The sequence below is a fragment of the Stenotrophomonas sp. NPDC047960 genome (genome assembly GCF_043204395.1).
In the GTDB taxonomy this organism is placed as follows: Bacteria; Pseudomonadota; Gammaproteobacteria; order Xanthomonadales; family Xanthomonadaceae; genus Stenotrophomonas.
In genome coordinates this window covers 752,323-764,782 of sequence record NZ_JBIDBX010000001.1, presented here as the reverse complement: position 1 = coordinate 764,782, position 12,460 = coordinate 752,323, and the positions used below count along the sequence as shown (strand labels likewise).

Sequence of the window (12,460 nt, the reverse complement as noted above, 5' to 3'; positions counted from 1 at the left end):
GCGCATCGTGCACTGCGACAAAGGCCCAACTGTTCTAGAATTGTCCGGCTTACTGTCGGATCCAGATCCAGCCATGCCCTTTGTCGTCACTGAAAACTGCATCAAGTGCAAACACACCGATTGCGTGGAAGTGTGCCCCGTGGATTGCTTCCACGAAGGCCCGAACTTCCTGGTGATCGACCCGGATGAGTGCATCGACTGCACCCTGTGCGAACCCGAATGCCCGGTCAACGCGATCTTCCCCGAAGACGACGTGCCCGCCGGCCAGGAAAAGTTCGTGGAACTCAACGCCGAGCTGGCCAAGGCCTGGCCGGTCCTGACCGTGCGCAAGGACCCGCCCGCCGACGCCGGCGACTGGGACGGCAAGCCGGACAAGCTCCAGTATCTGGAGCGGTGATACTGAAAAAGGCGCCTCTGGCGCCTTTTTTGTTGTTTGCGGCGCTTCATTGTCCCGTGCCGGGGAGGCCGTCGGGCAGCCCCCTACGGGACACGCCGTAAACCCATCCTTGGGGGCTTGGCAAAAACATCCATGTTTTTGACAGTCCCTACGGGGGCTGCCCGCCGGCCTCCCCCCATGGATGGTCGCAGGCGGATGGCAAGAGCAGCCCCGCATGGCGTATCCCTACGCGGCGGGTGGGTTTTGATCTCCTATGGCCACCTTTCATCCGTCGAAGGTGGGACGGGGCGGGTTTGCGGGGGTGTCAAAAACATGGATGTTTTTGCCAAGCCCCCATGGATGGGTTCACGGCGTCCCCCGCAAACCCGCACCGTCCCGCCAAACCAAGGAACCGGTGCCCACCGGCTGTTCGCCAAAATGCATAAAGGCTGCCGGGCAAAGCCCGGCAGCCTCATTCAAACCGCAATCCCAGTAGGCCTTAAAGGCTTTAAGGGCCTTACGGCGCCAGCTTGGCCTTCAGCTCACCCAGCAGCTTGGTCGGGGCCGCGCCGGTAGCCGGCAGGCCGCGCGGGTCCACGGCCGAGATGTAGGCGCCGGCTTCGACGGCCACCACGCGGACCAGGAAATCGCTGCCTTCGAAAGCCACGTCGTAGGAGCCCAGCAGCTGGGCCTTGCTGGCGATCTTGACGCCTTCAACCGACTCCAGTGCGGTGCCGACCTTGCCGAACACTTCGTCCTTGGTGCCCGGAACGGTGAAACCGGCATTGCTGGCCGCCGCGGCCTGGCTCGGGGCCGGCTTGGCGGCCTGCGAGGCCAGCACCGGGACCTGGGCAGCCGGGTTGGTGCCCGGGGCGTTCAGATCCGGCGGGATTTCCAGCGGGCGCACTTCCGGTGCCAGTGCGTAGTCGCCCTTGACGCCGCGGTTGCAGCCGGTGACACCTGCCAGCGTGGCGGTGGCCAGAATCGCGAACGACAGCACGCGGATGGCGGAAACGGATTGACGCATGTGAATCTCCTGGGTCAGGCCACTGATGTCAGTGGCTGGAAAGGGCTTCGAGCGCAGCGATGTCGGTGGCCAGGTGTTCGGCGGCGGCGTGGTGGGCGGCCGACAACGGCAACAGCGGCAGGCGCAGACCGTGGCCGATGCCGATCCGGCGCAGCAGGTCTTTCACCGGAATGGGGTTGGGTTCCACCCCGCAGAAGTCATGGAACGGCTCCAGTCGGGTATCCCAGGCCTCGGCAGCCTCGCGCTCGCCGGCTGCGGCCAGCTCGCACATGCGCCGGTAGGAACCGGGAAGCGCGTTGGAACCCACCGAGATCAGCCCGTCGACCCCGGACAGGATCGAACGGGCGGCCGTGCCGTCATCCCCACTGAGGATGGCAAAGGTGGGCGAACGCAGTGCCAGCAGGGCCTGGACCCGGCCCACATCGCCCACCGCTTCCTTGATGCCCACGATGTTCGGGTGCGTGGCCAGCTCGGCCACCGTCTCCGGCAGCATGTCGCAGCCGGTGCGGCCGGGCACGTTGTACAGGACCACCGGCAGGCCGCCCTGGTCGGCCACCGCCCGGTAGTGGGCGATCAGCCCGGCCTGGGTCGGACGCACGTAGGGCGGGGTCACCACCAGCGCGTGGGTCGCACCGCTGGCCGCCGCCCGGCGGGTCTGCTCGATCGTTTTGGCGGTTCCCGACAGTCCGGTACCGGCCAGCACCGGAACGCGCCCGGCGACGGTTTTGATCGCGCTGCGCAGCAGCTGATCGTATTCGTCATCGGACAGGGCCGCGGCCTCGCCGGTCGAGCCGGCTACCACCACCCCGTGAACGCCACCCTCCAGTTGCAGGTGCAGCAGGCGCTGCCAACCGTCGGGATCCAATGCGCCATTGGCCTGGAAAGGCGTGGCCAGCGCGGTGATGAGACCGGAAAGGGACAAGGAAACGATGCTCGGAAGAAGGGGGACGAAGGCCGCCGAAAGCGCGGTCGGACGCAAGTTGCATGTTACTTGCGGGTCGAAAGCGCGGGCAAGTATGCTGGACTCCGGCGAACGCGCCGTCGTCGGCGCCGTTCAGACTCATCCCGCATTACCGGAACCACCTTGACCGACACCACGCTGCGGCCTGCGCCGACCGAAAACCATCTCCTGATCAACGCCTACACGACGCATCCGGAGTCCCCCCTGCTGCCCGTCACCCGGCGCATCGCCGACAGCGGCTGCAACCTGGTCGATGCCCGCCTTGCCACCGTGGGTCGCGATGTCTCCGTAACCGCCCTGGCCACCGGCTCGTGGGACGCGGTTGCCAAGCTGGAAGCCATGCTGACCCGGCTTGAGCGCGAAGAAGGCCTGAAACTGGTGTGGTACCGCACCGGGGCGAAGCAGGCACAGTCCAACCTGCTGCCCTACATCGTGGAAGTGATCGCGGCTGACAAGCCCGGCATCCTGTTCCAGCTGGCCGATTTCTTCGACCGCCAGGGCATCACCATCGAAAACCTGCAGAGCACGCGCTACCGCGCCATGCAGACCGGCGCGGAAATGTTCTCGGCGCAGGTCACCATCGGCGTGCCCGCCAACATGCACATCGCCGCACTGCGCGACGATTTCCTCGAATTCTGCGACCACCTCAACCTGGACGCGATCATGGACCCGATGAAGTTCTGACGGTTTCGCGCGTTCATCACGAACGCGCGGTGTTTCATGCAGTTGTAAGACGCTTCACTCAGGCTCCGCAGCAAGGTCCTCATGAACAACGGCGATACCCTGGACAGCACCACCCTCGCCCTCCCGCTGGCCCTGTCCGGCGGCGACCACACCACCCTCGGCGATCTGGCCGGCCAGTGGCTGGTGCTGTACTTCTACCCGAAGGACAGCACCCCGGGCTGCACCACCGAGGGCCTCGATTTCAACGCCCTGCTGCCGGAATTCAAGCGCGCTGGCGCGCAGGTATTTGGTGTCTCGCGCGATTCGGTCAAATCCCATGACAACTTCTGCGCCAGGCAGGGCTTTGCCTTCCCGCTGATCAGCGACGGCGACGAAGCGCTGTGTACCGCCTTTGATGTGATCCGGCTTAAGAACATGTACGGCAAGCAGGTGCGTGGCATCGAACGCAGCACCTTCCTCATTTCTCCCGACAGTCGTATCGTGCAGTCGTGGCGCAAGGTGAAAGTCGCCAGCCACGCCGAATCCGTGCTTGAAGCGCTGAAGGCCGCGAAAACCCAGTGACCCACCTGCACCCCACAATGGCCATCACCCTGCCCCGCAGGTCGTGATGGCTTGTCCCTGTTCTGCCACCAGGAAATGACGATGACCCGAGGCAAGCGCATCTACGTTCTGGATACCAACGTGCTCATGCACGATCCAACCGCGCTGTTCAAGTTCGAGGAGCATGATGTCTACCTGCCCATGCAGGTGATCGAAGAGCTGGACAACGGCAAGAAGGGCACCTCCGAGGCGAGCCGCAACGCCCGCCAGGTGAGCCGCTTCCTCAACGAGCTGGTACAGGCCTCCGGCCTGGACAACCTGGCCGATGGCATTCCGCTGCAGCGCCCGAACGGGTTGCAGCTGCGCGGCAAGCAGAGCGTGGGCCTGCTGCGCTTCCAGACCAGCCACTTCGACGCCGGCAAGAGCTTCGGCGCGGTCATTCCGGACAACGCCATCCTCGGCGCGATCCTGGCGCTGAAGGAAGAGGTGCCGGAAATCCCGGTCGTGTTCGTGTCCAAGGACATCAACCTGCGGATCAAGGCGGCCATCGCCGGGATCGTGTCGGAAGACTACGAGAACGACCGGGCGCTGGACGATTTCAGCCTGCTCTACACCGGCGCCACCGAGCTGCCGGAAGACTTCTGGAAGAAGCACACCAACGACCTGCGCAGCTGGAGCGACAAGGGCCGTACCAGTTACGAAATACAGGCCACCGATGACGAGGACTGGTACCCCAACCAGTACGCCTACCTGCCGGGCGACGATGAGGTCGAACTGCGCGTGGCCAAGGTCGACGGCAGCGGCAAGGTCACCCTGTCGCTGGTCAACGATTTCCGCCATGGCAGCCACGCGGTGTGGGGAATCAGCGCGCGCAACCGCGAGCAGAATTTCGCGCTGAACGCGCTGATGGACCCGGAGATCGATTTTGTCACCCTGCTGGGTACCGCCGGCACCGGCAAGACGCTGCTGGCACTGGCCGCCGGCCTGGCCCAGACCATGGACCAGCAGCGTTATCGCGAAATCATCATGACCCGCGCCACGGTCAGCGTGGGCGAGGACATCGGCTTCCTGCCCGGCACCGAGGAAGAAAAGATGACCCCGTGGATGGGCGCGCTGACCGACAACCTGGAAGTGCTCACCCACACCCAGGAGGGAGGTGCATGGGGCCGTGCAGCGACCAACGACCTGATCGCCAGCCGGATCAAGATCCGCTCGCTCAACTTCATGCGCGGCCGCACCTTCCTGTCGCGTTACCTGATCCTGGACGAGGCGCAGAACCTCACCCCCAAGCAGATGAAGACGCTGATCACCCGTGCAGGCCCCGGCACCAAGATCGTCTGCCTGGGCAATGTCGAACAGATCGACACGCCCTATCTCACCGAAACCACCTCGGGCCTGACCTACGCGGTGGACCGCTTCAAGAACTGGCCGCACAGCGCGCACATCACCCTGCGCCGTGGCGAGCGATCGCGCCTGGCCGATTACGCTTCGGAGGTGTTGTGAACCGTCCCCTCTCCCGCCTGCTGCTGCCGCTGGCGCTGGCCGCGCTGGCGGCCGCCTGCACGCCAGCCAATACCCGCCCCGGCGCCACCGTACCGACGGCGGTCAGGACCGGACAGTCGTGGGTGGTAACCCGCCCGCAGGTGGTTGCCCAGGTCCTTGATACCTGTTCGCGTCCCAGTCCCGGCCAGACGCCGGGGCGGGTGACCGGCTACTGGGCACCCAGCCGCCAGCAGATCGAACAGCTGGAAAGCCGGTTGCCCACACTTGCACCGCAGGTCCCCAACGTCACTGATTTCGACCGCCAGTACGTCGGCATCGAAGTGGAAGGACGCAAGCTGATCTACCTCAACGCCTTCCGCCTGCCCGACCACAGCGAGATGAACCCCGCGCGCGAAGCGATCCGCGTGTGCGATGGCGGCAGCATGTTCTGGGGCGCGGTGTTCGATCCGGCCAGTGGCGAGTTCTCCGAACTGGCATTCAACGGCGGCAAAACCGGGTAGATGGCGCAACAGGCCGCCCCGCTGCACAATCGCGGGATGAGCCCTTCCACCCCCGTGTCCGTCCTCACCATCGCCGGCTCCGATTCCGGCGGTGGTGCCGGCATCCAGGCCGACCTGAAAGCCTTCGCCGCACACCGCGTGCATGGGCTGTCAGCGATCACAGCGCTCACCGCACAGAACACCCGCGGGGTGTCCGCAGTGCACGTGCCACCCCTGGATGTTCTGCAGGCACAGATCGACGCCTGCTTCGCCGATTTCGACATCCACGCGGTCAAGCTCGGCATGCTGGCCAACGCCGAGGTGATCGCACTGGTCGCCGATGCACTGGAGAAGTATCGACCGACCCATGTCGTGCTCGATCCGGTCATGGTGGCCAGCAGTGGCGCGTGCCTGCTCGAAGGCAGCGCATTGGAGGTTCTGCGCAGGCGGCTGCTGCCGCTGGCCACGCTGCTGACCCCCAACACCCCCGAGGCCGAACTGCTGCTCGGCCGCCGCATCGAGAACGCCGATGACGCTGAAGATGCCGCCGCTGCGCTGCTCGATCTCGGCGCCGGTGCGGTGCTGCTCAAGGGCGGCCACATGGCCGAAGGCGCACGGGTGATCGACCGCTACTTCGATGGCGTCACCCGCGAAGAATTCATCCACACCCGGTTGCCGGTGGACGCGCATGGCACCGGCTGCACGCTGGCGTCGGCGATTGCCGCGCAACTGTGCTGCGGGCTGTCGCTGCCGAATGCCTGCGAGGCGGCCATTGATTACGTCGCACGCGCCCTGCAGGGAGGCTACACGCCCGGCCGCAGCGCGGTGCGGGTACTGGATCACTTCGGCGCGGCGCGGCCGGCATGATGCGCCCGCTGGTGGTGCCGGTGCAGGCCGATGACGGCCACCGGTTCGAGCTGATCGGGCGCGTGCCGGCGCAGCCGCGTGCGCAGCTCCTGTGGCTGCCGGCGCTGGGGGTATCAGCACGCAACTACCAACCGTTTGCCGATGCGCTGGCCGCACGTGGCATCAGCGTATTCCTGCACGAATGGCGCGGTAACGGCAGCAGCAGCCTGCGCCCGTCGCGCGAACAGGACTGGGGTTACCGCGAAATCCTCGAACAGGATCTCCCGGCGAGCCTGGCCGCGTTGCGCCTGCATGGCAACGTGCCGCTGATCATCGGCGGGCACAGCTTGGGCGGGCAGCTGGCCTGCGTGTTCGGCGGCCTGCATCCCGGCGTGTTCGCGCGTTTCTGGCTGGTCGCCACCGGTACCCCGTACTGGCGCAGCTTCCCTGCCCGGCGCGGCTGGACACTGCCGCTGGTGTACCGCTTCCTGCCATGGCTGGCGCAGCGCCAGGGCGTGCTGCATGGGCGGCGGCTCGGTTTTGGCGGCACCGAAGCGCGCGGCGTGATACGCGACTGGGCCCGGGTGGGGCTGAACAACCATTACGCTGCGGTGGGCGTGCGGGCGGACCTGGAAGGCGGAATGCGTCGCCTGCACGGCCACGCCGACGCGGTGGTGCTGGCCGACGACTGGCTGGCGCCGCCCGGCTCGATGCAGGGCCTGCTGGCCAAGCTGCCGCAGGTCACTTCCACGCTGTCGATCGTGCCCGCCGACACGCTGGGCACGCAGGCCGACCACTTCGCGTGGATGAAGGCGCCGGAGGCCGTGGTGAAGGCGCTTTTTCATTCATTTGAATGAAGTCCTTCACAAAAGCGTTGACGGATGCGACGTCGATCCGCATAATTCCGCTCCTGTTGACGCGCCCGTAGCTCAGTTGGATAGAGTACCTGGCTACGAACCAGGCGGTCGGGAGTTCGAATCTCTCCGGGCGCACCATCAACAGGCCGGCAGCTTCGCCTCCGCCGGTAGCGGCAACAACGTGATGTAAATGCGCCCGTAGCTCAGTTGGATAGAGTACCTGGCTACGAACCAGGCGGTCGGGAGTTCGAATCTCTCCGGGCGCACCATTACATCGCGGCAACAACCAGACAATGCAAGCGCGCCCGTAGCTCAGTTGGATAGAGTACCTGGCTACGAACCAGGCGGTCGGGAGTTCGAATCTCTCCGGGCGCACCATTGCATCGAAGACGAAAAAAGGCAGCCACGTGCTGCCTTTTTTGTTACGAGCGCGCCGGCTGCCCGGTGCGTACCGCCGACATGGCCATCCGGTCTGCTTCCCGCGGGATCTCCGGCGCCGGGCAGCTGCCACCGGCATGGTCGTCATGCGCGAGCCAGTCATCGACCACCCCACCCAGCAGGTCCAGCCGCAGCGGCAGGGTGATGTGGTCCTCGCCCCGCATCTCGATGTAATGCACGCGCGGACTGGCGGCGGCCAGCGCACGCCCCTGCTCCACCCGCACGTGCGCGTCGTCCTGGCCGTGCAGCAGCAGCACGCAGGCGCGCGTGTCGGCCAGCGCGCGGGTCACGTCCACCGCGTCCAGGTCCAGGTCAAGGCGCTGGCTGGCAGCGGCGATCACCGCGTTGATGTCCTGCCCGCCATAGCGCCAGCGCCCGTATGCGGCCATTGCCTGCGCCTTCCATGCGGTGGGCTGCAGCGACATCAGGTGCGGGATCATGCTGCGGATCGCCTCGCCGGCGTTGGCGAACGATTCCATCGCCACCACCCCCGTGACGCGGTCGCCGAGCTTGTCGGCCGTGAACAGCGCGGTGGCTGCGCCGTAGGACACACCGAACAGGTACAGCGGCCCGACCACTTCTCCTCGCTGCTGCAGCGTATCGATCACATCGACCACATCGTCGGATTCAAACGTCCCGTAGCCCGACGGCCCCGCCCCGGAATGCCCGTGGTTGCGCAGGTCGATGGTGATCACCCGGTAACCCGATTCGGCCAGCTGCAACGACCACGGCAGCATCGAATCGCCGTTCATCATCCAGCCGTGCAGCAGCACCACGGTGCCGCGCGGGGCCTGCGGCTTGAACGGGTGCGGCAGGGCCAGCTGCAGGCCGGTGTTCAACGGCTCGCCATTTTCGTGGCGCTGCGCAAGGTACTGATACCGAAGTCCGTAGCGGCCCGGATCGAACGCCCGCCAGAACAGCGGAACGCCCGCCCGGCCGGTGACGACGCCATGCCGGTTGGGCACCGCCGCCACCGCTTCGCTGATGCGCGCGGTATCGAGCAGCGTGGACACGCCGCCGGGGGCGACCAGCCGATCGCTCAGCGAGGTGGAAGCGGCAGAGGAATTGAGCGATGAGCACGCGGCCAGCCACAGGCCGGCCCCGGCCAGCAGAAGCAGCAGCAGGCGTTTCATGGGCGCAGAGAGTCAGATTGAGCCGCGCAGGTTAACCATCGCGCCCGGGCCGCTCTACCGCAGCCACATGACCGATCGATGACAGGACGGCATTCATTCAGCCGCCGGGCGTCATGACCACGCGCCCATCTGCCCCCACCACCCCTCCATCAGCCCCGGCTGGCGCATCCGCTCGCGCCACCAGCGCAGCGCGGCGCCCTCCTCCCCGGTCCGCCAGGCCAGCCAGAAGGTTTCGTCCGGCTTGGGCTCCTCCACCTCGCGCACCACCAGGCGGCCCTGCGCCACCGCCGCCTGGACATACGGCTCGGGCAGGAAGCCGAAGCCCAGGCCAGCGCACTGCAGCCGGAACTTGCTGACCGTATCGGGCACGGTCACCGTCTCCTGCCCCATCAGCAAGCCGACCGTGCGCGGCAGCAATCGCCGCGCGGAATCGGCCACGGCAATGGCGCAGTGGGCGGCCAGCTGTTCGCGCCCCAGGGGTTCCGGAAGCGCCGCCAGCGGGTGCCCGGGCGCCACCGCGAACACAAACCGCACCACGCCCAGCGGTTCGACTACGTAGCCGCCGCCACTCGGCCCCTCCCCCGCCGCACCCACCAGCAGGTCCGCACGCCGATCCAGCAGGGCTTCCCAGGTGCCGGACAGCGCTTCGCTGATCAACCGGATCCGGGTCTGCTCGGCCACCGCGCTGAACGCCCGCACGTCCTCGGCCAACAGCGCTGGCTGGAACAGCGAGTCCACGGCCACGGTCAGCTCGGCCTCCCACCCCGACGCCACCCGGCGCACCCGCATCTCCAGCTCACGTGCCGCGCGCAGCAGGTGCCGGCCCTCGTCCAGCAGCGCCACCCCGGCCTCGGTGAGATGCGCGCGGGGGCCGATCCGGTCGAACAGCTGCACGCCCAGGTCCTGTTCCAGCTTGGACACGGTGTAGGAGATGGTTGAAGGCACTTTGTGCAGCGCCTTGCCGGCCGAGGCGAACGAGCCGCGGCGGTCGATGGCATCCAGGATCTGCAGGGCATCGAGGCTGAGCTTGAGCATTCGAATTTTTCGATGATGGCTTGCAAAACTATCCGTTTTTCAAGCGAACGGTGCAAGCGGATACTGGCGCCAACAGGAAAGGGGACGCACATACCGCCCCCGACCGCCATCGAAACGATCGAACAACCCAAGAGAACATCATGCTGCAGATCCGCAAGAGCGCTACGCGTGGCCAGGCCAACCATGGCTGGCTGAACTCCCAGCACACCTTCTCTTTCGCCAACTACTACGACCCGCGCTACACCAGCTTCGGCCCGCTGCGCGTGATCAACGAAGACAGGGTGATTGGCGGCCAGGGCTTCGGCACCCACAGCCACAGCAACATGGAGATCATCTCCTACGTGCTCGGCGGTGCGCTGGAGCACAAGGACTCGATGGGGACCGGCTCGGTCCTGCGCTACGGCGACGTGCAGCGCATGAGCGCCGGCAGCGGGGTCAGCCACAGCGAATTCAACCACTCGGCCGACGAGACCGTGCACTTCCTGCAGATCTGGCTGTTCCCGGATGCGGAGAACATCACGCCAAGCTACCAGGAGACGCATTTCGCGCCCGAAGCCAAGCGCGGCCAGTTGCGCCTGATCGCCTCGAAGGACGGCCGTGATGGCTCGCTTCTGATCCACCAGGACGCCAACATCTACGCCACGATCCTGGACGGTGACGAGCGTGCCCACCTGGCCCTTTCCCCGCGTCGTGGCGCGTACGTGCAGGTGGCCCGCGGCCAGCTGCAGGTCAACGGCATCACGCTGGACACCGGCGATGCCCTGCAGATCACCGACGAGGCCCAGGTGACTCTGGAAAACGCGAGCGATGCCGAAGTACTCGTGTTCGACCTGCCGCTGTAACCGCTGCCGTGAATGACAACGCCCCGAGCAGTTCGGGGCGTTGTCGCGTCCAGGCTCAGGGCGCAGGCACCGGGGCGTCGTCGGCAATCAGCTTCGCCTGCTTCAACTCCGCCCAGAGCGCCGGTGGGATCGCCACCGACATGGACGCCACGTTGGCCTGCACCTGCTCCGGCGTGCGTGCGCCGGGAATCACCGCCGACACCACGGCCGGAGCATCGGCGAACTGCAGCGCCACGGTGCGCAGGTCCACGCCATGACGCTCGCAGATCGCCTGCACCGCCGCGCGCTTCTGCGGCGCCCACGCAGGCACCTTGCCGTCGTACAGGTAACGATCGCGTCCGGCCAGATACCCGGCCAGCAGCGGTGCCCCCACCACCACCGAAGCACCGTGCCGGGCAATCGCGGGGAAGGTGTCGTGCAGCGCCTGGTCGTGGTCGAGCAGTGAATACTGGCAGGCGAGCAGGAAGATGTCTGGATCGGCTTCCTGCATGGCGCGCAGCGCCGGTTCGGGTCGGTTGACGCCAAAGCCCCATGCCTTGATCAGCCCTTCCTCGCGCATCTTCGTCAACGCCGGCATCGCGCCCCTGGCCGCCTCGGCAAAGCGCTGCTCCCAAGGCATGCCGAGGTCTTTCTCGTTGTCCGGCGACAGGTCGTGGATGAACACCACGTCCAGTTGCGCGACACCCAGGCGGTTAAGGCTGTCTTCCACCGAGCGGCGCACGCCATCGGCCGAATAGTCGTAGCGGTAATGAAAGGGGGCCGGGTCCTTCCACATGGTCTCCTGCAGCGGGCCCGGCGTCGCAGTGAGCAGCCTGCCGACCTTGGTCGACAGCGTGTACCCGCGCGCGGCATGGTTGTGCAGGTGGTGGCCCATGCGGCGTTCGCTCAGGCCCAGCCCATACCACGGGGAGGTGTCGAAGTAGCGCACGCCTGCGGCATATGCCGCCGCCAGCGTCTGCTCGCTCTGACTGTCGGTGGCCGGAGCAAAGCCGTTGCCGACGGCTACACCCCCCAGCCCGAGGCGCGTACGCGGTCGGTAACGCCCGCCTTTGCCGGCTGTGTTGGCGGCCAGTGGCTGGGCAGCGATGCGGCCGCGGGTAGCCATCACACTGCCGGGTGCGGCCGCGCTGGACTGCGCCAGCAGCGGTGAGTTGGCCAAGGCAGCGGTACCGGCGGCGGCGGCGGCGGAAAGAAAATGACGACGTGCGTTCACGGCGGGTCCTGTCCTGGTGCGTTGAACGCCCACCCTCGCAGGTTACCGGTGCAGGCGATGCACGCATCGCGTCAACGCGCCGACAACAATCCCAAAGAAAAAGGCCTTCGTATTCGCATACGAAGGCCTTTCCTGTAACTGGCGGAGCGGGAGGGATTCGAACCCTCGATACAGTTTTTGGCCGTATACTCCCTTAGCAGGGGAGCCCCTTCAGCCACTCGGGCACCGCTCCAGTATTCTGGTTCCGCCGCTGCGATGTTTCTTCTCAGCGGGGGCGCGAAGAATAACGTTTTTCACACCCCCAGGTAAAGCCTTAATCGGAAGAATTTTCACTTCCGGATGCATTCGGCTCATCGCCTCGCTGGATACGCTGGTAAATCTCTTCGCGGTGCACGGCCACGTCCTTCGGAGCGGTGATACCGATACGCACCTGGTTGCCCTTGACGCCGAGCACGGTCACGCTGACCGAGTCACCGATCATCAGGGTTTCGCCAACACGGCGAGTCAGGATCAACATTTTTGCAAG

Annotated in this window: 14 protein-coding genes and 4 tRNA genes; 11 read left to right on the top strand and 7 right to left on the bottom strand. The window is 66.2% G+C overall.

The window, feature by feature from the left end; all coding sequences use genetic code 11:
• The first annotated feature begins 73 nt into the window (after positions 1-73).
• Positions 74-397 carry a ferredoxin FdxA gene (gene fdxA, locus ACGFZ3_RS03720; RefSeq protein WP_392916532.1) on the top strand — a complete coding sequence of 108 codons (324 nt, stop codon included), beginning with the start codon at positions 74-76 and terminating at the stop codon, positions 395-397.
• A gap of 496 nt (positions 398-893) precedes the next feature.
• On the opposite strand, the gene ACGFZ3_RS03715 is transcribed toward fdxA, so the two are convergent.
• Entirely contained in the window at positions 894-1,403 is a 510-nt protein-coding gene (locus ACGFZ3_RS03715) for a hypothetical protein (RefSeq protein WP_392916529.1), read from the bottom strand.
• Between the two features lie 28 nt (positions 1,404-1,431).
• Positions 1,432-2,325, bottom strand: a complete 894-nt coding sequence (gene dapA / locus ACGFZ3_RS03710) for a 4-hydroxy-tetrahydrodipicolinate synthase (RefSeq protein WP_392916526.1) — start codon at positions 2,323-2,325, stop codon at positions 1,432-1,434.
• 162 nt (positions 2,326-2,487) lie between these two features.
• On the opposite strand from dapA, the gene ACGFZ3_RS03705 reads away from it, so the two are divergent.
• The 9 genes from ACGFZ3_RS03705 (at position 2,488) to ACGFZ3_RS03665 (ending at position 7,651) form a co-directional block, all read left to right on the top strand.
• On the top strand, positions 2,488-3,048 hold the full coding sequence (locus ACGFZ3_RS03705; protein WP_392916522.1) for a glycine cleavage system protein R: 561 nt from the start codon (positions 2,488-2,490) through the stop codon (positions 3,046-3,048).
• An 81-nt stretch (positions 3,049-3,129) separates the two neighbouring features.
• On the top strand, positions 3,130-3,609 hold the full coding sequence (locus ACGFZ3_RS03700; RefSeq protein ID WP_392916519.1) for a peroxiredoxin: 480 nt from the start codon (positions 3,130-3,132) through the stop codon (positions 3,607-3,609).
• An 81-nt stretch (positions 3,610-3,690) separates the two neighbouring features.
• The gene (locus tag ACGFZ3_RS03695) at positions 3,691-5,091 is read left to right on the top strand and encodes a PhoH family protein (protein WP_392916516.1); all 1,401 of its coding nucleotides are present in this window, start codon (positions 3,691-3,693) and stop codon (positions 5,089-5,091) included.
• On the top strand, positions 5,088-5,591 hold the full coding sequence (locus ACGFZ3_RS03690; protein ID WP_392916513.1) for a hypothetical protein: 504 nt from the start codon (positions 5,088-5,090) through the stop codon (positions 5,589-5,591). The genes ACGFZ3_RS03695 and ACGFZ3_RS03690 overlap by 4 nt, the downstream gene beginning before the upstream one ends.
• A 36-nt stretch (positions 5,592-5,627) precedes the next feature.
• Positions 5,628-6,437 (top strand): bifunctional hydroxymethylpyrimidine kinase/phosphomethylpyrimidine kinase, encoded by an 810-nt coding sequence (gene thiD, locus ACGFZ3_RS03685; RefSeq protein ID WP_392916510.1) that lies wholly within the window; start codon positions 5,628-5,630, stop codon positions 6,435-6,437.
• A complete protein-coding gene (locus ACGFZ3_RS03680) occupies positions 6,434-7,273 on the top strand; it encodes an alpha/beta fold hydrolase (RefSeq protein ID WP_392916507.1) in 840 nt (279 codons plus the stop codon). Before thiD ends, ACGFZ3_RS03680 begins: the two co-directional genes overlap by 4 nt.
• A gap of 61 nt (positions 7,274-7,334) precedes the next feature.
• Positions 7,335-7,411: transfer RNA gene (locus tag ACGFZ3_RS03675), tRNA-Arg, on the top strand.
• Between the two features lie 54 nt (positions 7,412-7,465).
• Positions 7,466-7,542, top strand: a tRNA-Arg gene (locus ACGFZ3_RS03670).
• A gap of 32 nt (positions 7,543-7,574) precedes the next feature.
• Positions 7,575-7,651, top strand: a tRNA-Arg gene (locus ACGFZ3_RS03665).
• A gap of 44 nt (positions 7,652-7,695) precedes the next feature.
• On the opposite strand, the gene ACGFZ3_RS03660 is transcribed toward ACGFZ3_RS03665, so the two are convergent.
• Positions 7,696-8,844 carry an alpha/beta fold hydrolase gene (locus ACGFZ3_RS03660; protein ID WP_392916504.1) on the bottom strand — a complete coding sequence of 383 codons (1,149 nt, stop codon included), beginning with the start codon at positions 8,842-8,844 and terminating at the stop codon, positions 7,696-7,698.
• A gap of 111 nt (positions 8,845-8,955) precedes the next feature.
• Positions 8,956-9,879: a LysR family transcriptional regulator gene (locus tag ACGFZ3_RS03655; protein ID WP_392916501.1), complete on the bottom strand. Its 924-nt coding sequence runs from the start codon at positions 9,877-9,879 to the stop codon at positions 8,956-8,958.
• A gap of 140 nt (positions 9,880-10,019) precedes the next feature.
• Between ACGFZ3_RS03655 and ACGFZ3_RS03650 the strand changes: the two genes are divergently transcribed.
• Positions 10,020-10,721: a pirin family protein gene (locus ACGFZ3_RS03650; RefSeq protein WP_392916498.1), complete on the top strand. Its 702-nt coding sequence runs from the start codon at positions 10,020-10,022 to the stop codon at positions 10,719-10,721.
• Positions 10,722-10,776: 55 nt separating this feature from the next.
• On the opposite strand, the gene ACGFZ3_RS03645 is transcribed toward ACGFZ3_RS03650, so the two are convergent.
• From ACGFZ3_RS03645 to csrA, 3 genes are all read right to left on the bottom strand, one after another.
• Complete coding sequence (locus ACGFZ3_RS03645) at positions 10,777-11,934, bottom strand: aldo/keto reductase (RefSeq protein ID WP_392916495.1); 1,158 nt, start codon at positions 11,932-11,934, stop codon at positions 10,777-10,779.
• Between the two features lie 139 nt (positions 11,935-12,073).
• Positions 12,074-12,166, bottom strand: a tRNA-Ser gene (locus tag ACGFZ3_RS03640).
• Positions 12,167-12,247: 81 nt separating this feature from the next.
• Positions 12,248-12,451, bottom strand: coding sequence for a carbon storage regulator CsrA (csrA, locus tag ACGFZ3_RS03635; RefSeq protein ID WP_019183311.1), 204 nt, complete (start codon positions 12,449-12,451; stop codon positions 12,248-12,250).
• Positions 12,452-12,460: the final 9 nt, after the last annotated feature.